The following is a 21,388-nucleotide window of genomic DNA, read 5'->3' as shown; positions in this document are numbered from 1 at the left end:
TACACATTGAATGTACAACATTTTTCATCTTATTCAGCTAAAATCTGTGCAAAACAGAATGACAAGGAACAGGAATGCTGACCTATCCAAATATTGATCCGGTGGCGATATCGCTGGGTCCCTTACAAGTCCACTGGTATGGACTGATGTATTTACTGGCCTTTTTATTTGCCTGGGGTCTGGCCACTTATCGCGCCAAGCAGCGTGGCTGGACACCGGACATGGTTTCGGACCTGATCTTTTACGGCGCGCTGGGTGTGGTCATTGGTGGCCGCGTCGGCTATGTGTTCTTTTATGGCTTTGAGCAGTTTCTGGCCAATCCGGTGTGGCTGTTTCAGGTCTGGACCGGGGGCATGAGTTTCCACGGTGGTTTCCTGGGGGTCATGCTGGCCATGCTGTTCTGGTGTAAAAAATACCAGATGACCTGGTTCCAAACCCTGGACTTTATTGCACCCTGTGTCCCGACCGGGCTCATGTTTGGACGTATCGGCAACTTTATTGGTGGCGAGTTATATGGCCGTCCGGTCAGTGATCCAAACTTTGCACTGGGCATGATTTTCCCGACCGATCCACTACAGCTGGTACGTCATCCATCACAGTTGTATCAGGCGCTGTTTGAAGGGCTGCTGTTATTTATTCTGCTGTGGTGGTTCAGTTCCAAACCGCGTCCACGTATGGCGGTTTCGGCACTGTTCCTGATTGGTTATGGTCTGGCGCGTTTTGTGGTGGAATTCTTCCGCGAACCGGACAATGGTCAGCTATTTATTGCCTGGATGAGTAAAGGCCAATTCCTGAGTCTGCCAATGATTCTGGTCGGTCTCTGGATGATGTGGTACGCCTACCAGAAAAAAATCTATGACTGGGGCCCACAGAAAAATAGTTAAACCGGAGCGAGGCATTGGCCTCGCTTTTTTTATACCATTTTTGCTAAAGTGCATGCACCCTTGCACAATTCATCTGGTGGGCTATGCTCGAATTCTGGTTTAATCCCAACGTATCCGTACTGCAAAAACTCATGCTGTTTATTCTGATTGCAGTGGTCACCGGCGTTTTATACTGGATGCAACCGCTGGCCTATGATGCCATCCTGATGTTTATGGGCACCGGAATTATTTTTCTGATTTGCCGTTACTGCAAAATTCATTTTGCGGCACAACGTCCCACCGGTTTACTGTATCGCCTGCTGACCTGGATTCCGATTGCCCTGCTGTTGGCACTAATTTTCATGAATATGCAACAGGGTGAAATTTTATTACCGGGTGCACAAGGACTTGGCTTTATGGCTCTGGCAATTTGTCTGTTCTCGCCACTGTCATTGCTGCATCAACATCAGGATCAGGCATAAATGCTCAGTTTCTGGTATTCCGCGCGTTGTCATCGTCAGCTCAAACTGATGATCTGTATTGGTACCTGTCTGCTGATTTATCTGGCCTCGACGCAGGCACAGCTGCCACCGTTTTGGGTCATCCTCAGTCTGATTCTGGGCATGGGCTTACATCTGCTGTATCAATGGAGCAATCGTCGTTCCTGGCCAGAACATCAGCGCAGACTGATGTACGGGGGATTGAATCTGGCACCACTGCTCCTGCTGGCCGTATTGCTGCTGTTTCTACCGAAAATGCAACTTTGGGCCATGGCCTTGCAAGCACTCGGCTTTATCTTGGTAGGACTGTTTATGGTGTCGATCTACCAGCAACGTGCCAAACGGTTTGACTCCTAAGCTTTATTTTCCTGTCCAATTTTTTGCATTTTAATAACCTGTGTAGCAGTTGCTGCACAGAAAACCGGGCTGAATTTACACTGCATACATGCCGAAACAGGAGCGCTAACAACAATAACCCGAATCCCGTTCAGCCTGCTTAGAATAACTGCAGTCTTTATGAAAATAATTCAGGAAGTTGTTTATGAATTCAGAACTGAACACCATTTCCGGTTTTAACCTGCAACGTTATTTGGGCACCTGGTACGAAATTGCCCGTTTGCCAATGCGCCATGAACCCGAAGACAGTACCGATATTTCCGCCACCTACAGCCTGAATGAAGATAGCAAAGTGCGTGTGCAAAACCGCCGTCTGGATGGTCAGGGTCAACTAGATGAATCGATTGGTGAAGCCACCCCGGTCGATGCTGAACATGGCAAGCTGGAAGTCAGCTTCTTGCCAGAAGGCCTGCGCTGGATTCCGTTTACCAAAGGTGATTACTGGATTTTAAAACTTGATCCGGAGTATCAGACCGCACTGGTCGGTGACCCGAGCCGCAAATACTTATGGTTGCTGCATCGTCATCCACAGCTGGATGAAGCCACACAAAATGAATATCTGGCGCAGGCCAAAAGTCTGGGTTATGACCTGAGTGATCTGATTTACACCCCGCACACCGGCCGGCCAACCGCATAAGCTGCCACTATTTTGCTGAGGCATCTTTTTTAAGATGCCTTTTTTAATGATGATGAATATTCATCTCGGCCCGGCATCAATGTTATGATGGCTGCACTTTTATGTGCTCATTTAAAGCCAAGATCTTCAACACAGCCAGCCTTTTGCGCTGCAATGAAGGTCGACACAGGAGCCACATCACTATTTGATTGAGAGAATTTCATGCGCCAATATCTTGACCTGTTACAATATATCCTTGACCACGGCGGCGACAAAGGCGACCGTACCGGCACGGGAACCCGTTCTGTATTCGGTCATCAGATGCGCTTTGATCTGTCTCAGGGTTTTCCGCTGTTAACCACCAAAAAAGTGCATTTCCGTTCAATTGTGATTGAACTGTTATGGTTCCTGAAAGGTGATACCAACGTTCAGTATCTGCAGGACAACAAAGTTACGATTTGGGATGAATGGTCAACGGCAGAACAGACGGCGCGTTTCGGCCGTCCTGAAGGCGAGCTTGGTCCGGTATATGGCCATCAGTGGCGTAACTTTGGCGCCAGCAAAAATGCCGATAACAGCTATAATCAGGATGGTTTTGACCAGATTTCCTGGCTAATCAATGAGATTAAAACCAACCCGAATTCACGCCGTTTAATTGTATCGGGCTGGAATCCGCAGGAAGCCGGTCAGGTGGCATTACCACCTTGTCATACCCTGTTCCAGTTTTTTGTTCATAACGGCAAACTCTCTTGCCAGCTGTATCAGCGTAGTGCCGATGTCTTCCTGGGTGTACCATTCAATATTGCTAGCTATGCGCTGCTGACCCATATGATTGCCCAGGTATGTGATCTAGAGGTTGGTGATTTTGTCTGGACCGGCGGCGATACCCATTTATATGCCAACCATTTTGAACAGGCACAACTGCAACTCAGTCGTGAACCGCTGGGGCTGTGCCAGCTGAAACTGAACCCGGACGTCAAAGATCTGTTCGCGTTTAAATTTGAAGATATTGAAATTGTCGGTTATGAGTCACATCCGGCAATTAAGGCCCCGGTAGCGGTTTAAAGCCAATTAATTCCGGACAAATGCCCCATCCCCCTTTCATCGAGGGGGATTTTACATTTTAATAGGGTTAATTTTTCGCATGAGATATGGATGAAACAGCATGGCATTTCAAGGTTTAGAAGTTGTACACGTGGTGGCCATGGATCAGCAGCGCTGTATTGGAAAAGCCAATGATTTGCCATGGCATATTTCTGCCGACTTAAAACATTTTAAGGAAATTACCCAGGGCGGCGTGGTAGTGATGGGCCGTAAAACCCTGGAATCAATGGGTCGTGCCTTACCGAAACGTGTCAATTGGGTGATTACCCGAGATCCAAATTGGGCCTTTGAGGGCACCAAAGTCGCCTATTCAATTGAAGAAGCTTTAACTCAGGCCGTGGCTGATGTGCAGGCTTCAGAAAAGCCGGACAGTATTTTTATTATTGGCGGTGGTGAAATCTTTAAACAGACCATGGATATTGCCGACCGTCTGGAACTGACCCATGTCGAGCTGGATGTGCAGGGCGATGCACATTATCCGGAAATTCCGGCAGCGTTCCAGAAAGTCAGTGCCGAGCAACATTTGGATGACAAAACTGGCATTGCATTTGAGTTTGCCAGCTACCGAAAATAAAGCTTATTTTTCTGAATGAATTCATCAGCATGCAGACACCCCAACAGCCCGAACTGGCACAGCGTTTGATTCAAGGCAGTTTGCATGGCCTGTTTAGCCTGTTTGTAATTGGCAGCTCGATCTGGCTGGTGCTGATTTTGTGGTTTCAGCAGCCGTTTGGACTGCTGTTTAGCCGGATCCTGATTGGCCTGTGGATTGCCTTTGCCATGAGCATTCTGGGCATCTATATCAGCCGGCATCTGATTAGCCGTAAACTGGATGTGCTGATTTATCTGCTGGTGTTTCTGTGCAGCCAGCTCTGGTATTTTGGCCTGCCACCTCGCCAGGACCGCGACTGGAATCCCGAAGTGGCGCAGCTGTTACATTCCGAGCGTCACGGCGATCAGGTGATTCTGCACAATGTGCGTAACTTTGACTGGCATAGCGATGGTTCCTACGAGCAGCGCTGGGAAAGTCGGCGTTATGACCTGAACCAGATTCGGGGCGTCAATATCATCACCTCCTACTGGATGGGACCACAAATTGCCCACACCCTGGTCAGTTTCGATTTTGCCAATGCCGCACCGCTGACTTTTTCGATTGAAATCCGCAAAGAACGCCATGAAGAATTTTCTTCGCTGGGCGGATTCTTCCGCAAATATGAACTGAGTCTGGTGGCAGCGGATGAAAAAGATATTATCTATACCCGCAGTAATATTCGCGGCGAACAGGTCTATTTTTTCCCGCTGAAGATGCCACGGGACATGCAAAAAGCCCTGTTTCTAGAATATCTGGCCAAAGCCGATGAACTGGCACAACAGCCCAAATGGTATAACACCCTGACCAGTAACTGCACTACCCTGGTCTTTGACATGGTGCAGGCAGTATCCAACCAGACCTTGCCCACCGATTATCGCCTGCTAGCTTCGGGTTATTTACCCAATTATTTGTATGATTTACAGGCGCTTGATCAGAGCTTGAGCATTGAAAGCTGGTATCAGCGCGCTTATATCAATCCACGTGTGGAACAGCCGGGCCAGCTGGATAGTGCACAATTTTCAGCACTAATCCGGCAGGGTTTGCCCGCGCCATCCGCTCCTGGCGCTCCGTCAAATCAATGATACAATTTTAACTGGCGATCAAATTTAAAATTGGTTTAGATACATCCATCAGCTTTAAAATAAAGAAAAATCCATATGCTTAAACATCTTGCTGCCGTTGCCCTTTTAGGTTCAGCCCTAGTTTTTAGCGGCTGTGAAACTTTACCAACCCCGGGTGCTACCGTTGAAACTGCCAATCTTGTCCAGCTGCAAAACCGCACTTGGATTGTGACCCAGATTGGCAATACCGCGGTTCGCACCGAACCGACTGCCCACAATATTCCAAGCCTGCAATTTGATAGCGCCACCCAACGCGTTAGCGGTGCCGATGGCTGTAACCGGATTATGGGCAGCTACAGCGCCGGCCGTGACACGCTAACGCTAAGCCAAATGGCTGGCACCCGTATGGCCTGCCTCAACAGCAATGGCATTGATCAGAAATTCAATGAAGCACTGGCCAAAGTGACCCATTATCAGGTCTTTGGTAAAACCCTGAAACTGCTGGATCGTTATGGTAATTTGCTGATTCAGCTGGAAAGTGCCGTACAACCGCGTTAATACCGCACCGGCCTGCCTCTTTGTAGGCCTTTTTTATGAACGATTGAAAACAGAAGGCTGACCCTATGCAACAGGCAATTTTTGGTGGTGGATGTTTCTGGTGTACCGAAGCGGTATTTCTCCAACTGCGCGGTGTGGCCAAAGTGGTGAGTGGCTATGCCGGCGGCCAGATGGACAATCCGAATTATGAAGCGGTATGCAATGGTGATACTGGCCACGCCGAAGTCATTCTGATTGATTTCGATGACAGTCAAATCAGCTATACCCAGCTGTTAAATGTGTTCTTTGCCACCCATGACCCGACCACGCTTAACCGTCAGGGCAATGATGTCGGCAGCCAGTATCGTTCGGTGATTTATTATTTAAATCCGGAGCAGCAGCAACAGGCCGAACAGATGATCCAGCAGCTCAAAGCCGAGGACATTGCTGTGGTCACCGAAGTGACCGCTGCACCGCGTTTTTATCCGGCAGAGGCCTATCATCAGAACTTCTTTGCCAATAACCCGACGCAAGGCTATTGCAACTTTGTAATTCCACCCAAACTGATGAAGCTGCACAGCAAGTTTCAGGATTTACTCAAAGACTGAAACCAGGAAGGCTCGAAAAGCGCCATAAAAAAGGACTGTAATTGCAGTCCTCGTCGTCTGGGGAGGCGGTTAAGCCTGAACAAAAGTGCTCCAGACAAATTCCCGGGTTTTGCCCTGCAAACGCATACTTAACTGGTCATTGGCCTTTAAGGCACCCACCCCGGCCGGAGTACCGGTCATTACCACATCGCCCGGTTCCAAACTAAAACTGTGGCTAATTTCAGCCAGTAGCGCACCAATTTCAAAAATCAGCAGCGCGGTATGCCCCTGCTGACGCAGTTCGTCATTAATATGCAGCGTATAGTGCACATCTTTCCAGTCATTAATTTCTGCAACATCGACCCAGTCTGCCAGTACACAAGCCCCATCAAAGGCTTTGGCTCGTTCCCATGGATGGCCTTTCTGTTTCAGTTCATCCTGCAAGTCACGCAAGGTGAGGTCCAGCCCCAAAGTCACCGCCCCCACGGCCTGCAAGGCTTTTTGCGGATCGGTTTCTGCCTTTAAGGGCTGGTCAATACGCAGGCTGAGTTCACATTCATAATGACAGCTGCCCCAGGCCGGATTCCAGGCAATCCCGGCAGATAACGGACGCAGGCTGCTCGGCGGTTTGATAAACAGCACCGGACGATCAGGAACCGCATTGCCCAGTTCTTTGGCATGATCCGCATAACTGCGACCCACACAGACAATTTTCGATGGACGTGTATTCATGATCTTCCCTCTTATGATGTGATGGTTTTAACAGGCTTATTTTTTAAAGGTATTTTCAAACAGGGTCTGATCGGCTGTGCTTTCAAACACGCGTTTTGGCACAATAATCACCATGCGGTTTTTCAGCTCAATCATATAGGTCAGCTTGCCTGAAGCAAAATTCTGCACTTCGTTATAATGCACCACTTTGTCACGGCCATTGGCAGAAATCTCGGCATAATCCTGATACAGCGCAATGCCCTGTTCGCTTTTTCCAAACTGGTATTTGACAAACTGACGCTTAAACATCATTGGCAGGAACCAGTAGCGCATCAGCATCTGTAGCACCAGAAAAAATACCCCCAGCGCCAGATAGTAACGACCTACACCATCGAGGCCCAAATAAATGCCCCAGGCAATAATCCCGACACTGATTAACGGGGTAATAAAACGGGTAAACTGTTTTTTACCAAAGGTGGCCAGAGCAAAGCCATCCTGAGATTCTTCCAGATTTAAAAAATAACGTAGCGACAAGGCAGGCTTGAGTTCCGACATCGGCTCATCATCAAATCAGTTAAATTACGCTAAATATTACACCAGAATAGGTGATTTCCTTATTCTTTTTCTCGCCAGTGCTGTCATGATGATGCTGCAACCACCATTCAAAAAATAACCCGATTCAAAACGGGATGATTCGCTCACCTCCACAGCAAAAACAGGATGTTTTATGCCACAGACGCACACCCGATTGATCGCCCTGCTTTGCAGTCTGCTGCTGCCGGTTTCTGCCTGGGCCAGTTTAGTTCGCTGGACAGGAAAAATGCCAGGCAGTTTACAAGGCTATGGCAGCAGTGCCGAGCAGCTGGCCGCGCTGACCGGAGATGGAATTCTGATTTATGCGCATGCCGCGCAACCGATTCAGCTGCCAACTTTCGCATCCACAAAACGCGGTAAATTTTATAGTGCTGCGGTGGTGCTGCCAGTGCCCAGTCACAAAGTTGCGGCGCTGCTGAGTGATTATTCAGGCTATGCCCAGCTGTTTCCGACCTTAAAAAGCGCCAAGATGCTGGAGCAGCGCCAGCACATCAGTCAGGTCAAATACCGGATTCATATTCCCACGCCCATTCCGGTGCTGAACTTTAAAGACGATGTGATTCTGCAACATCAGCGCACCGACAACAGTATTGAAACCCTGGTGATTGACGCACCCATTCCGTATGGCGCCGGAAAAATAGAATGGTTTGCCTTGTCGGCCCATCAGACGCTGGTCACGGTCACGCACTGGGGAGATTTGGCGCAGCCCAAAGGCTTTTTATTTCGTAACATCCTGAATGCCCTGCCCGATGCCAAACTGGGCCTGCCGGCCGGCACCAATGCCTTTATTCTGGAAGCACTGCAACGTAAATTTAAAAGCACAACACCCCGAGCCTTACCCGCCGGCGACGTACCAGCCCCTGAATTAAGTGTCAGCCAGATGAACAAAATCCGGCAGATCAGCCAGAAATCACAAGAACCCGTATCCTTTATTTTACCGGCCTATCAGGTGTCCTATGGTGCAAAGCAGGAAATCATGCGTTTTAGCAGCAGCTATCAGTACTATGCCCAGCCGGCCAGCAAGCTAAAACCCTGGCTTGAACCGCAGGCCTACCAGCACCTGTTTCCACGGCAAATTAAAAAAGTTCATATTCAGCAGCCCTCTGCCCGGCAGCTGGATGCCAACTATAAAATTTCGGTCGGACTGGGCGTGATCCAGATACCGTTTGATTTTAAACTGCGTTTTCAGGCACAAGGCGCTCTGGAGCAGCAGTTTCAGGCGGTGGGGGGAGATTTACGCTATGTGCAAGGCGGCATGCAGATTTTGCCGCAAGCCGAGGGCAGTTTACTGAATGTGACCAGCGCCATGAACATTGATGCGCAGGCACCGTTTTTATTACGCGCCATGCGCAGTATGCCGTATCACGAGCTGCTGCCGGCATTGGGTGGCAATACCGTGCTGACCTTAAAGATTCAACAGAAGATCAAATAATGCGGGAATGTTTTAGTAAATTATAGACACAAAAAAACCGCAACATGTGCGGTTTTTTCAGAATTCTTTATCAAGATTGGTGCGCTCAGAGAGATTCGAACTCCCGACCCCTTAGTTCGTAGCCAAGTGCTCTATCCAGCTGAGCTATGAGCGCGACGTCTTGATGGGGTGCATTATACGGGCTTTTCGGTATTTGTTAAGTCTTATTTCATAAAAATGCAACCAAATGGATAGATATTGGACAAATCATGTATTTGTGCGCTGATTTTATACAGGTTTTAAATTGCAATTGAAATTGTAACAAATAAGGAAGCCAGCGGATGCAGCTGAGTAGCCAAATTGCAGGCACAAAAAAACCGCAACATGTGCGGTTAATTGTTCAAGTTGGTGCGCTCAGAGAGATTCGAACTCCCGACCCCTTAGTTCGTAGCCAAGTGCTCTATCCAGCTGAGCTATGAGCGCGTCACTTGTGTCGTCTATATTAGACTGCGTTATTTCCCGGTTTACTTATTGGTGCGCTCAGAGAGATTCGAACTCCCGACCCCTTAGTTCGTAGCCAAGTGCTCTATCCAGCTGAGCTATGAGCGCGACATAAGTAAAGTGGCGGTGAGAGAGGGATTCGAACCCTCGATACAGTTGCCCGTATGCGTCCTTAGCAGGGACGTGGTTTCAGCCACTCACCCATCTCACCGTAACGTGCCGCCATAATACAAATTTAACTGTAGCACTGCAAGCGCAGTCACTCTATTTTTTGCAGTTTTTTGCTCAATTAAATATTTTTTAAACAATTTATTGCTTCTAGCCTGGCATTTTCTGCAAATTTATGGGGAATGTGATTTTATCTACTCGCAATCATCTTAAAATAAAGACTTAAAACACATTATTGCAATCATTTACGTGCAGTCTGACGCTGCATGACTTATGCTAAACCTATCTTCTGACTTGAAGCCAAAGACATGATGAAAAACTGGGTCGATCCTGAAGCAAAAGCTGAAGCCGAACGTTACGATAATCCGATTCCAAGTCGCACACTGATTCTTGAAAGTATTGAAAAACTGCAACAGGCCCAGTCGCATGCCGACTTGGTTGAATATTTTGAAATTGCCGATCAGAAAAGTATTGATGCCCTGAGCCACCGCTTAATTGCCATGGTGCGTGATGGCCAGCTCATGAAAGACGGATTCAAGTTCCAGCTTGCCGCCGAGCAGCCTACCCATGAAGCCACGGTCTACATTAATAGCAAAGGTCTGGGTTCTGCTCATATTGACGGACAAAATGACATCCTGCTACCCGAGCGTGAATTGCGTCTGGTGTTTAATGGCGATCGCGTCAAAGTGCGCCAGACCTCGGTCGATCGCAAAGGCAAAGCCTGGGGCTTTATTACCGAAGTCCAGCAGCGCCGTGTGAAACAGATCATTGGCAAACTGTCGATGTATGACGGTGAATATTTTATTCAGCCGGGCAATCCGAACAGCCATCAGCCGGTGACTTTAGAAAAAGAGCTGGTTGAACACGCCAAACTGAATCTGGGCGATTCAGTTCGCGTCGCCATTGATGACTATCCAAGCCGTGAAGAATTTGCCACCGGCCATGTGGTGCAGTCGATGGCCGATAAAGCCGACACTGAAATCATCATTCCACAAACCATTTTAGAGTTTGGTTTGCCGTATGAATTTCCGGACAATGTCTTAAAAGATGCCGACAGTTTTAAAGAACCGTCAGCCAAAGACCGTGAGGGCCGGGTCGATTTACGTGATTTAGCTCTGGTCACCATTGATGGTGAAGATGCCCGCGACTTTGATGATGCAGTGTATGCAGAAAAACGTCCAGGGGGCGGCTACCGCGTAGTGGTCGCGATTGCTGATGTCAGCCACTATGTCCGCACGGGCAAACCGCTGGATGATGAAGCTCAGGAACGCGGCACTTCGGTCTATTTCCCGCATTTTGTCTTGCCGATGTTACCCGAAGCCTTATCAAATGGCTTATGTTCGCTGAATCCGCAGGTTGATCGTCTGTGTATGGTCTGTGACCTGAACCTGTCCCGTGCCGGCCGGGTAACCAAATTCGAGTTCTATCCTGCGGTAATGCATTCCAAAGCCCGTCTGACCTATACCCAGGTGGCGCAATATTTTGACGGCGACAGCGCTGCCATTCCGGAAGACCGGGATGTACGCAAATCGCTGAATACCCTGTTCCAGCTGTATCAGGTACTCAAAGGTTTACGTGCCCAGCGTCATGCTATGGAATTTGAAACCGTCGAAACCTATATGACCTTCGACGAACTCGGCGGAATTCAGGAAATCCTGCCACGAACCCGTAATGATGCGCATAAACTGATTGAAGAGTGCATGTTGCTGGCCAACGTGGCGGCGGCAGAATTTGCGCTCAAAAATGATATTCCGATGCTGTACCGTGTGCATGAACCACCTGAGTTTTCACGGATTCAGAAAGTTCGTGAATTTGTAAAACTGCTGGGACTGAATTTCCCGGAACAGCCAACCCAGGCCGATTATCAGGCCGTGATTGATGCCACCAAAGACCGCATTGATGCGCCAAGTATTCATGCGGTGCTATTACGCTCGATGATGCAGGCCTATTACGGCGCGGCCAATGCCGGCCACTATGGTCTGGCCTATGAAGCCTATACTCACTTCACCTCGCCAATTCGCCGTTATCCGGATCTACTCTTGCACCGTGCCATTAAAGCGCATCTGGCCCAGAAACCATATCCGATTTCGGGTGCCGCGCTGGATGATGCCGGTGAGCATTTCTCGCAAACCGAACGTCGTGCCGATGAAGCTTCCCGCTCTGTGACCATGTGGCTGAAATGTCATTATATGCAGCAGCATTTAGGCGAAGAATTTGTCGGGGTAATTTCTGCCGTGACCGAATTTGGTCTGTTTGTCACGCTGAAAGACCTGTATGTCGATGGCATGATTCACGTCAGCCAGCTGGGCGATGACTTCTTTATGTTTGATCAGGCCAGCCAGTCACTGGTCGGTCAGTCACGCGGTCAGACCTTTAGTCTGGGCGATGAAGTCAAAGTCAAGGTGGCCGGAGTCAACCTGGAAGAACGCAAGATTGATTTCGAGCTGGTCAAACAATGGACCCATGCCGGTCGTGCGATCCGCAGCCGTGCACCACGCGTGGCCAAAGCCGCGCCGCGTGCTGAAGCCACCGAAGAAATCTTTCATGATCGTCCAGTCAAGCTTGCCGTGAGTGAAGATGGCGAACAGCCGTTGAAGAAGAAAAAGGCCAAATCCAAGCCGAGTTCTTATGGCAAAAAGCCGGCGAAAAAAGTCACCGCCAAGGCTGAAAGCAAAGACAAGGTCAAGAAAAAAGCCAAAGTGAAAAAGAAAAAATCCAATGCCAAAGCAAAGGGTGAATGATTTTTGCTAAATAAAAAGAGCGCTACGGCGCTCTTTTTGTTTTAATATATCCATATAAAAATAAGCTACTTAAAAACAATGAATCCGCAAAAGATCTCGAAATATGATTATCACAACTATGTCTTGTTCGCATTTTTCTTGCTGACGATCTCAGCGCTTTTTGCCATCTTTAGCTTAGATTTCACCCCAACGGATCACGTCAAAATATGTGCTTTCATTTTAGCAATCGTTATGTATTTGGTGATTTTGATCTACTTTTATATGCTCCATCGACAGGGTGAATGGGTCATTCCCCGCACATGGAAAAATGCAAAGAAAAAACCGAAATTCTATTTCTTACTGCTACTGCCTCTTTTTGCAATTTTGATTTGTTATTTGAATCTGGTGTTTTATCCCCCTCTACTGCATACCCTTGTTTTTGGTACACCTAGTGTCGTGACCGTTGAGACAAGTGCAGTGAAAGAGCAGACATATAAACATGGCGTCAGCTATTTTTTGGATACAGCGTATGATGGATCTGGTATTTTTCGACTCAGTTCAAATGAATATGAACACTATAAAAATCAGGTTTTACAGATAAAGCTGTCCGTCATCCAAGGGCAATTTGGGACTTACATCAAAAAGATCGAATCCATCCAAATTGTCAAAGCAACACAGAATAAATAGCACCCAAGGCTTGATTTATCCTTCTAGAAGCCTTACTTCTACAAATAACACAGGAAATAAATCGGCAGACCGACATGACATTAGAAAAGGCAACCTTGCCTGTTCCAGAATTTGACCAGATTACGCTGCCCCAATTAAAACAACAGGTTGAACAGACCATCACCCAAGGGCAGGCCTTTTTACAGCAACTCCAAGACATTCCGGCCAGTAGCGATGCACAGTTGCAGGTTCTGGCGCAGGTCGATCATCTGGAAAACCAGATGAGCGAAAGCTGGGGCGTACTCTCGCACCTGAATGCGGTGATGAACAATGCCGAAACCCGTGAAGTCTATCAGGCACTGTTACCTGGCCTGAGCGAATACTATACCCAGCTCGGTCAGCACACGGTGCTGTATCAGACCTATCAGCAGGCTCATGATGCAGTGACGTTTAATGACTTACCCGCAGCGCAACAAAGCGCAATTAAACTGGCGCTGCGTGACTTTAAATTGTCAGGTGTGGCCTTGGAAGGCGAAGCGAAAAAACGCTATGCGGAAATTTCAGCGCGCCTGTCGCAGCTGTCCTCTGACTTTTCCAACCATGTACTGGATGCAACACAGGCTTACTTTAAACCGCTCACAGAAGCACAACTAGCCGGCCTACCTGCCAGCAGTGTGGAATTACTCAAGCAGTATGGCCAGCAACGTGAGCTGGAGCAGCCGGTTGCGACGCTGGATTTCCCGTCCTATCTGGCCATTATGACCTATGCTGAAGATCGCAGCCTGCGTGAAGAGTTATATAAGGCTTATACCACCCGTGCTTCTGACCAGTCGGCCGATCAGGCCTTTGACAATACCGCGGTGATGGAAGAAATTTTAAGCCTGCGTCAGGAAATGGCCCAGCTGCTCGGCTTTAACAACTATGCCGAACTGTCATTAGCCAGCAAAATGGCACCAAGTGTCGAAGCAGTTGAGCAGTTCCTGGTTGAGCTGGCCGAACATGCCCGTCAGCCGGCTGAACAGGAGATTGCCGAACTGAAAGCCATTGCCGCAGCAGATGGCATTCAGCAGCTGCAACCGTGGGATACCAGTTTCTATTCAGAAAAGCTGAAACTGGCCCAGTTCAATCTGTCTCAGGAAGCACTGAAACCGTATTTCCCGGCGCCAAAAGTGGTTGATGGCTTATTTAGCATCGTTAAACGTCTATACGATGTGGATATTATCGAGCGTGAAGCACCAGTCTGGCATCCAGACGCCCGTTATTTTGAACTGCAAGATCAGGGTCAGGTAATTGGCGGTTTCTATTTTGACCTGTATGCCCGTCAGGGCAAACGCGGCGGCGCCTGGATGAGCGGTTTCCGTTCGCGCATGCAGCAAAGCCAGGGCCTGCAACAGCCAATTTGCTATATGGTCTGTAACTTCACCCCGCCCGTGGGGGATCAGCCGGCCTTACTGACCCATGATGAAGTACTGACCTTATTCCATGAATTTGGGCATGGCCTGCATCATATGCTGACGGAAGTCGACAACATTGCGGTGGCCGGCACTCACGGCGTAGCCTGGGATGCGGTGGAACTGCCAAGCCAGTTTATGGAATTCTGGGCTTGGGACAAAGAAAGCCTGGATGTACTCAGTCAGCATATCGACACACAGGCCACCCTGCCGGATGATTTACTGCAGGCGCTGCTGAATGCGCGCTTCTTCCAGTCCGGCATGCAGACCCTGCGCCAGCTGGAATTTGCCCTGTTTGACCTGAATATTCACCGCATGACCCCAGCCTTGACCGCCAGCCAGATTCAGGATGTGCTGAATGAAATCCGGTATAAATATGCGGTGGTGCCAACCACCGATTACAACCGCTTCCAGCATAGCTTCAGTCACATCTTCGCCGGGGGCTATGCGGCCGGTTATTATTCCTATAAATGGGCCGAAGTTTTGGCCAGCGATGCCTTCGATCGCTTCGAAAATGAAGGGGTATTTAACACCGACACCGGAAAGCAGTTCAGGCAGTTTATTCTAGCAGTTGGCGGAAAAGATTCAGCACTTGACGCGTTTATCAATTTCCGCGGACGCGAGCCAAAAATAGATGCATTATTGCGTCATCAAGGTTGGACGAAGCCAATTAAAAACGCTTAAACTAGGGCCTTAATTTGAACACAGGATCAGTATGATGACCATCAAACGTCGTTTCATTGCAGGCGCAAAATGTCCAAAATGCCAGGCTATGGATCGGGTGGTCATGCTGACCTCAGGTGATGATGAATGGATTGAATGTATCGACTGTGGCTATAGCGAAAATCGCCCGACCCATGTCGATGAACCTCAGCCACCGGCAGCGCCTGATGAAGTGGGTGTGATTCAATTTAAACCACGTCATCCTAAGTAAAAAAATTAAGGTTCATTTATTCATGACGCTTGATCAGAGAAATAGCTCAAAACTATTATGGGCCATTATTGGGGGCCTGATCGTAATCGTACTTGTGGTGCTGTCTTATCAATGGATGAGCCAAAACCAGAGCGCAGAGGTAACACCTGAAGCCCAGCTGCTAAGTCAGCCGGCCGCACCGGCTGCCAAAGCCAAAGCAGAACCAGCGGTGCAGCTGGAAGAAGTGCCACAGCAACTGGTGAGTGAAGATATTCTGAAACAGCCGGTTGCTACCAACGCGACCCTGGCCAAAGAAGAAATGGCCAAACTAGAAGACCTGCAGGCACAGCTGGATGATCAGGCCGCACTGCTCAATGCCCAGCACGCCGATGCTGATGAACTGATCCGCCTGAAAGAAGAACAGATTCAGCTGCTCGAAGCCCAGCTCAAACAGCAATAATTATGACCGGCAGTCTGCGTTAAATCGGCTAGAATACATCCTTATTCCTCGCCCGGGTTGATGATGACTGCCTCCACGCCTCAGCATGATCTGATCAAAGCCATTGGCTTACTCACCTCTCTGCTTTTCTGTTTTCGCTGATGGGCGTGTGTATCCGCTACGCCTCGTATACGGTCGACAATGCCGCCATTGTGTTCTTCCGTAATTTTATTGGCCTGTTTATTTTTCTGCCGCTGCTGTTCAATAAAGGCCTCGGCTTTTTTAAAACCCGGCGCCTGTGGATGCATACCTGGCGTAGTGTGGTCGGTCTGCTGGCGATGTATGGCTTTTTCTATGCCATTGCCCAGCTTAAACTGTCCAACGCGATGGTGTTTACCTATTCTTCCCCGATCTTTATTCCGCTCATTGCCTGGTTATTCCTGAAAGAAAAAGTCAGTGCAGCCATGCTGATCGCCGCCCTGTTTGGTCTAATGGGCGTACTCTGTGTGGCCAAACCAGATGCCGGCCTGTTCAATCATCTGTCGATTATTGGTCTGGGCGCCAGTTTTCTGGCTGCAATGGCCTTTGTCACTGTGCGCGCCCTGACGCAAACCGAACCACCAGAACGGATTGTGTTTTATTTCTGCCTGATTGGCCCCCTGATTTCAGTCATTCCAATGTTCTGGCTATGGCGAAGCTATCAATGGAGTGAACTGGGCCTGCTGATCAGTGCCGGGGTACTGGCCAATATCAGCCAGATTTTTATGTCGCGGGCCTATAGTCTGGCACCTGCCGGTCAGATTGGGCCGGTAAATTATATTGCGATTATTTTTGCCGGCATCTGGGGCTTTTTGTTCTGGCAGGAATTGCCAGATCTGTCTAGCCTGCTCGGCTTTGGCCTGATTTTAATTGCGATTTTACTGTGCAGCCCGCTGTTTAAAAAAGCCAGTCCTACACAGGCGCCATAAAAATACCCTGACCTTTCGCAAAAGATCAGGGTATGGTCATCATCACGGTTGAACGGCTGGCTTACTGATACCAGCCAAACAGTTTAAAGAAGTATGGTACATAGGCAATGATCAGCATCGCTGGCAGCATCACCAGAATCGGCAGAATCCAGCGCTCAAAACGATAGTAGAAGGATTTGTGGCGCACTTCGGCATCTGCCGCCGCCACTTCTTCATCGCCAATCGACTGCCTCGCCAGCAAGTGGTTCAGCGCGACCGGCGGGGTGATATAGCCCATTTCAAAGCCAATCAGGGTAATCATCCAGAAATGCACCGGTTCAATCCCATACTGGTAGGCTACCGGTGCCACCGTGGCAGAAATCAGGATAACCGCACCAAACGGGTCCATAATCATGCCGACCAGTACCATCACCAGTACAATCAGGCTAATCACAATAAAGGTACTACTGATATCGGTCGGGAAAGCTTCCATGATTTCAATCCGTTCCAGGAAGCCGCCGACACTGACCGATAAGGCCATCAGAATCACCAGCGCGCCAATATGCCCCACGGTTTCACTAATGGAAATGTGCATCGACTTCCAGAAGCCAACCTCACGCTCCGGCTCGGACACCGCCACGCTATGATCCGCCGACATGCCAGTATCCTCAGTTGCAGTATGTACGCCATCGCGGTATTCCACACCACTGACTGCACTGGCGGTCGCCAGCGCCGGTTGCGATGAATCGGTATATTTTGCTGTCAGGCTTTCATCCCAATGACCTACTGGCGGAATTGGCGCCGGTTCATGCCGCAATTTATCAAACAGGACAATTAACAGCAGAATCACGGGCATCATCACCGGTGCGGTAAATTCGTTCAGGTTGGTGTCCAGCGCATATTTGTAGAACATCCAGATCAGCACGAAAATAATCACATACGGCACCACCGCACCCATGGCACGTAAAGACCGTGGTGCAGCCACAGCTGGCGAAGCAATCCGGAACTTACTTTCAGCAAAGAACAGCGACACCACCAGGAAAATTGTTGTAGTCAGCAGGAACACATACACGCCATAGTGGTACAGCACATCGGTGGTGACTTCCTTGTTTAAAGAGGCAACAACCACAATCAGCAGACATGGACGTAAGACTACCCCCATCGAACCAGATAAAGCCGTTGCTGCCAGGGCAAACTGACGGCGCCCGCCGGCATTCCAGACTTCTTTATAAATGATGGCACCGGCCGCGATCACGAAAATCCCCGAGGCACCGGTATAGGCTGTCGGTAATGCTGCACCAATCAGGATTAACCAGGTCAGGGTTTCTGGTGCCAGATTCCATGGCCGCATGATGTTCAGGAATTTATCCACCACACGGGTCTGCTTCAGCAGCATACCGGCCCAGATAAACAGCGCCAGATTCAGGAAGATGCTGGAGAATTCCACCAGCTGGCCCAGGTAAATCCCCTGCCCCATTGGATAATCCATGAAGAAGGTAAAGGCAATACCGGTAATAATGGCCATATAGGCATACAGCGGTACACTCAGGAAAGCCAGACCTAGACTGCCGCCTTCTCGCGTTGGTGCAGGCGGACGAACAAACTGCCATAAACTGATGAGGGTCAGCGCACTAAACAGGATCATCCACAACCAGTAAATGATCTGCATTTCACCGGTCATCGGCACCCCGGAATTTAGCACCGAACGATACTGGCTATAGGCTGAGAACGCCAGAAAGGCATTGGCCACGGTCATGCAGGTGGTATATATCCGATAATCAATCCGTGTGGTAGGCCCACGCAAACCAATATGATGGGTTTTTAAAGTGGCACTAATCGCCGCAAACACCACCATCAACACCAGCAGCAAGGCACGGTTTTCCGTACCAAATTTAAAGATGCCAAAGAAAGTGGTTTCTACACTGCGATAGGTGCGTAAACTTGGATGCGCCTGCATATGCTGCACAGCCTGATCATAGAACACATATTTTTCTTCACAGACCTGCTGCGCGGCCATAATTGAGGCACGCACATCCGATTCAGACGGGGTTCCAAAAATATCAGCAAATTCATCGGCCGCATTGGCTTTCATTTGTGCCTGCACCTGGCCGTCAATATCCGGGTTGCGGTCACAGTCAGGGGCACTTGGTTCAGCGCGCAAGAATGAATACTGCATACCGGTGGCAGGATCACCGTATAGACGTTCGCCCATACGCAACAGCTGGCCGTGAATCATCTCACCGGTTCCAATGATCAGCGTCAGCAGCAGCAACACCAGAATCACAAAGGCAGAAATCCATTCTGTCCATATATATCTGAGCAGATCCAGTCCGGATCTGCGTTGTCCTTGATTTGACATATTTTTTCCTGTTTTTTTATTTTCGGAAACGGCAACAGGGCCGTATTTCGCGCATCCTGTAGCAAGCAGCCATCCTGCTGCTATTCAAATCTTGTTGTCATTCTTTTCGAATGTGCATCAAAGTACATTCATTTAAAATGACAATATTCATTTTCTTTTTGGTAGAAATGGTCAACCGGATCACTTTTTCAAGCTGTAGGTATAGATCAGATAGACAATCGCCAATCCCGCACCCCAGATCACGCCCAGCAAATGCGCCTCGACCAGTACCGGGCTGCCAATCAGCTCGGCCGTTTCCTTACTGCCAAAGGTATTTTCCCACAGCAGTTTGGCCAGAATCAGCAGCAATACCAGCGCGGCAAACCGGCGTTCTTGAGCATCAAGCAGATGCACCACCGCCACTGCCATATACGCTCCATGCAGCACCCCAGACAGGCCGGCATAGGCTTCAATATGTGGAAACAGGACATAGAAACTGAAACTGATGGCCGGAGGTAATAGTAATAACAGGCTGACAAAATGCCAGGTTTTGACCCGCGGAAAAATAAAAGGCAAACAGGCAAAGGCCAGAATATTCAGCAGATAATGCACCCAGCCCACATGCACCCAATGCGCTGTCCACAAGCGCCAGAATTCTTGTAACAGAGCAGGACGCCAATAAATAAAATGATCCGCAAACACCTGCAAACAGGCCGCCAGCGACATAAACACGGCAATAAAAATAATTTTCTTACTGAAAAAATGAAGTGTCATGTCGTTGTCCCTGTTGAATCTTTTAAGTATAAAGCGTCCTCCTCGTAGCGACTATTTACAGATTGTTGAGTTCCGTATCTGGATCAGCGCTTGTATCTTCACCAAATAAATCATCCAGTTCAGACGCATTGTCCTGCTCATCCCAGAAACGGCTCATGCCATCATCGGCAGTACGTACCCCGGTATTTTCAGTCCAGTAACGGTCTGAAATCCCCTGCACCATGGTGGCAGCCATGCTGTCAATTAGCTTGAATTGCGGGTTAATTGGTTTTTCTTCGGTGCGTGCAGCCGCAAATGATTTTAGCGCATCACGAATTTTGGCATCATCGCCGCTGGCCTGCGCGGCCACTGCATACAGAGCATGCGACAGGCGCACGCCTTTCTGCTCACCAATTTGCATCGACTGTTTCAGGGTCTGATACGGCTCCGGTTTGCCATCTCCCGCACCTGGCAACAAGGTCCAGATCACGGCACGGGTGGCTTGTGGTGCACCCCAGAATTTTTCATTGTTCAGACAGGTCATGCCACGCTCGACCACGGCAGCAATATCTTTAGGCACATGCACCGCACCGCCAGAGTTAATATCATTGGTCATGGCCTGTAAACCACTGATCATGCCAAGCAAATACACGGTCTGATCAATATCGCTGTTCATTTTCGGGCAGCCTTCACCCAGTGGTTTTCTGTATTTCTTTTCCCAGCGATTCTGGAATAACTGATAACCGGTATATTGGCGCTGTGCCGCAATAGCCGCCCAGCGTTTCTGTTCAATCCGGGCATCTTGCGCTTCACTGACCTGTCCGGCTTTTGACGCACGCAAATAACGCAGCTCGGCATCTAGGGCACGGTTTTCCGCACAGATACCGGCGGCTGAATACATCAGCACCGCAACCCGGGTCGGGTCTGCCCCCATATCTTTGGTGGCCATAATTGCAGGGGTCAAGGAATTGCCGCTGCTACAGACCATTTCGGCATCATCCATGGCCAGAATGGGAGGAACAATATGTTTTTCTGTAAAACCTAAAGCCACATTGGCACCGGTTTTCACCACTTGTGAACAGCCGGAAAGAAGTGTTGTTGTGAATGCAATAACCGCCACACCCTGGCAGATTTTTTGGACTTGCGACATTTTCCTGTCCTCTATAATTGTGTTTATGTCCATGGCAACAAACATATCAGATGCATTATCTGAATAAAAGAGCATTTACTCTAATCTGAGAGCTGTACTTTGACATGAAAAGCGGGCAAGAAAATTGACTGAATTTGCAGGAAAGCCAAATTTTAGGCAAAAAAAAGTAGCATTGCGACGGTTCAGCACATGCTACTTATTAACTGGAACCCAATTACGGGCATTTTATTGGTGCAATTCGTTCCTTCAGCAAGCTTCCTCATCATCCAGCCACAATTGAACACAATTGCGATGACCAGAAACATTCACGTGGCGATCACCCTGGCGATTTCCCTGTTTGCTGTTGGTGTCTTTAATATATCTGGATAAT

General features: G+C 48.9%; 21 protein-coding genes, 4 tRNA genes and 1 pseudogene. 17 read left to right on the top strand and 9 right to left on the bottom strand.

Annotated features, from left to right (window positions below):
- Positions 1–74: 74 nt before the first annotated feature.
- From lgt to msrA, 9 genes are all read left to right on the top strand, one after another.
- Positions 75–884 carry a prolipoprotein diacylglyceryl transferase gene (gene lgt / locus FTT68_RS04850; protein ID WP_005180193.1) on the top strand — a complete coding sequence of 270 codons (810 nt, stop codon included), beginning with the start codon at positions 75–77 and terminating at the stop codon, positions 882–884.
- Between the two features lie 83 nt (positions 885–967).
- A complete protein-coding gene (locus tag FTT68_RS04845; protein ID WP_016658550.1) occupies positions 968–1,345 on the top strand; it encodes a hypothetical protein in 378 nt (125 codons plus the stop codon).
- Positions 1,346–1,720, top strand: a complete 375-nt coding sequence (locus FTT68_RS04840; RefSeq protein WP_005180197.1) for a hypothetical protein — start codon at positions 1,346–1,348, stop codon at positions 1,718–1,720.
- A gap of 184 nt (positions 1,721–1,904) precedes the next feature.
- On the top strand, positions 1,905–2,396 hold the full coding sequence (locus tag FTT68_RS04835) for a lipocalin family protein (protein ID WP_005180198.1): 492 nt from the start codon (positions 1,905–1,907) through the stop codon (positions 2,394–2,396).
- Between the two features lie 201 nt (positions 2,397–2,597).
- Entirely contained in the window at positions 2,598–3,440 is an 843-nt protein-coding gene (gene thyA, locus FTT68_RS04830) for a thymidylate synthase (RefSeq protein WP_180057093.1), read from the top strand.
- Positions 3,441–3,540: 100 nt separating this feature from the next.
- On the top strand, positions 3,541–4,053 hold the full coding sequence (locus FTT68_RS04825) for a dihydrofolate reductase (protein ID WP_016658548.1): 513 nt from the start codon (positions 3,541–3,543) through the stop codon (positions 4,051–4,053).
- 29 nt (positions 4,054–4,082) lie between these two features.
- Positions 4,083–5,153, top strand: coding sequence for a DUF4105 domain-containing protein (locus FTT68_RS04820; protein WP_168399727.1), 1,071 nt, complete (start codon positions 4,083–4,085; stop codon positions 5,151–5,153).
- 75 nt (positions 5,154–5,228) lie between these two features.
- Positions 5,229–5,690 carry an META domain-containing protein gene (locus tag FTT68_RS04815; RefSeq protein WP_005180208.1) on the top strand — a complete coding sequence of 154 codons (462 nt, stop codon included), beginning with the start codon at positions 5,229–5,231 and terminating at the stop codon, positions 5,688–5,690.
- Between the two features lie 65 nt (positions 5,691–5,755).
- Entirely contained in the window at positions 5,756–6,277 is a 522-nt protein-coding gene (gene msrA, locus FTT68_RS04810; protein WP_180057092.1) for a peptide-methionine (S)-S-oxide reductase MsrA, read from the top strand.
- A 69-nt stretch (positions 6,278–6,346) separates the two neighbouring features.
- On the opposite strand, the gene FTT68_RS04805 is transcribed toward msrA, so the two are convergent.
- Positions 6,347–6,988, bottom strand: coding sequence for a fumarylacetoacetate hydrolase family protein (locus FTT68_RS04805; RefSeq protein WP_016658545.1), 642 nt, complete (start codon positions 6,986–6,988; stop codon positions 6,347–6,349).
- Positions 6,989–7,024: 36 nt separating this feature from the next.
- Positions 7,025–7,522 (bottom strand): YcxB family protein, encoded by a 498-nt coding sequence (locus FTT68_RS04800; RefSeq protein ID WP_005180217.1) that lies wholly within the window; start codon positions 7,520–7,522, stop codon positions 7,025–7,027.
- Between the two features lie 172 nt (positions 7,523–7,694).
- On the opposite strand from FTT68_RS04800, the gene FTT68_RS04795 reads away from it, so the two are divergent.
- Entirely contained in the window at positions 7,695–8,993 is a 1,299-nt protein-coding gene (locus tag FTT68_RS04795; RefSeq protein ID WP_180175229.1) for an SRPBCC family protein, read from the top strand.
- Positions 8,994–9,070: 77 nt separating this feature from the next.
- On the opposite strand, the gene FTT68_RS04790 is transcribed toward FTT68_RS04795, so the two are convergent.
- From FTT68_RS04790 to FTT68_RS04775, 4 genes are all read right to left on the bottom strand, one after another.
- Positions 9,071–9,147: transfer RNA gene (locus FTT68_RS04790), tRNA-Arg, on the bottom strand.
- 231 nt (positions 9,148–9,378) lie between these two features.
- Positions 9,379–9,455: transfer RNA gene (locus FTT68_RS04785), tRNA-Arg, on the bottom strand.
- A 49-nt stretch (positions 9,456–9,504) separates the two neighbouring features.
- A tRNA-Arg gene (locus FTT68_RS04780) sits at positions 9,505–9,581 on the bottom strand.
- A gap of 13 nt (positions 9,582–9,594) precedes the next feature.
- A tRNA-Ser gene (locus FTT68_RS04775) sits at positions 9,595–9,684 on the bottom strand.
- A gap of 265 nt (positions 9,685–9,949) precedes the next feature.
- Here FTT68_RS04775 and rnr point away from each other — a divergent pair.
- The 6 genes and pseudogenes from rnr to FTT68_RS04745 all read left to right on the top strand — a co-directional run bounded on the left by rnr (position 9,950) and on the right by FTT68_RS04745 (position 16,798).
- Positions 9,950–12,382, top strand: a complete 2,433-nt coding sequence (gene rnr / locus FTT68_RS04770; RefSeq protein ID WP_180057090.1) for a ribonuclease R — start codon at positions 9,950–9,952, stop codon at positions 12,380–12,382.
- A gap of 78 nt (positions 12,383–12,460) precedes the next feature.
- Positions 12,461–13,048 carry a hypothetical protein gene (locus FTT68_RS04765; RefSeq protein ID WP_004896106.1) on the top strand — a complete coding sequence of 196 codons (588 nt, stop codon included), beginning with the start codon at positions 12,461–12,463 and terminating at the stop codon, positions 13,046–13,048.
- A 74-nt stretch (positions 13,049–13,122) separates the two neighbouring features.
- Entirely contained in the window at positions 13,123–15,162 is a 2,040-nt protein-coding gene (locus FTT68_RS04760) for a M3 family metallopeptidase (protein WP_180057089.1), read from the top strand.
- Between the two features lie 40 nt (positions 15,163–15,202).
- Positions 15,203–15,412, top strand: a complete 210-nt coding sequence (locus FTT68_RS04755; protein WP_171065117.1) for a YheV family putative zinc ribbon protein — start codon at positions 15,203–15,205, stop codon at positions 15,410–15,412.
- Between the two features lie 22 nt (positions 15,413–15,434).
- Complete coding sequence (locus FTT68_RS04750) at positions 15,435–15,851, top strand: hypothetical protein (protein WP_016658541.1); 417 nt, start codon at positions 15,435–15,437, stop codon at positions 15,849–15,851.
- Positions 15,852–15,911: 60 nt separating this feature from the next.
- Positions 15,912–16,798, top strand: a pseudogene (locus tag FTT68_RS04745) (DMT family transporter).
- Between the two features lie 61 nt (positions 16,799–16,859).
- Here FTT68_RS04745 and FTT68_RS14135 read toward each other — a convergent pair.
- The 3 genes from FTT68_RS14135 to FTT68_RS04730 form a co-directional block, all read right to left on the bottom strand.
- The gene (locus tag FTT68_RS14135) at positions 16,860–18,302 is read right to left on the bottom strand and encodes a TRAP transporter large permease subunit (RefSeq protein ID WP_373684728.1); all 1,443 of its coding nucleotides are present in this window, start codon (positions 18,300–18,302) and stop codon (positions 16,860–16,862) included.
- 1,014 nt (positions 18,303–19,316) lie between these two features.
- Positions 19,317–19,889, bottom strand: a complete 573-nt coding sequence (rrtA, locus tag FTT68_RS04735; RefSeq protein ID WP_160240943.1) for a rhombosortase — start codon at positions 19,887–19,889, stop codon at positions 19,317–19,319.
- A 55-nt stretch (positions 19,890–19,944) separates the two neighbouring features.
- On the bottom strand, positions 19,945–21,018 hold the full coding sequence (locus tag FTT68_RS04730) for a hypothetical protein (protein WP_005180236.1): 1,074 nt from the start codon (positions 21,016–21,018) through the stop codon (positions 19,945–19,947).
- Positions 21,019–21,207: 189 nt separating this feature from the next.
- Here FTT68_RS04730 and FTT68_RS04725 point away from each other — a divergent pair, with 189 nt between their 5' ends.
- Positions 21,208–21,387, top strand: a complete 180-nt coding sequence (locus FTT68_RS04725; protein WP_127801044.1) for a hypothetical protein — start codon at positions 21,208–21,210, stop codon at positions 21,385–21,387.
- Position 21,388 lies beyond the last annotated feature (1 nt).

Source organism: Acinetobacter sp. Q85-2, assembly GCF_013420555.1.
GTDB lineage: Bacteria > Pseudomonadota > Gammaproteobacteria > Pseudomonadales > Moraxellaceae > Acinetobacter > Acinetobacter indicus.
This window is presented reverse-complemented; position numbering and strand designations above follow the sequence as displayed.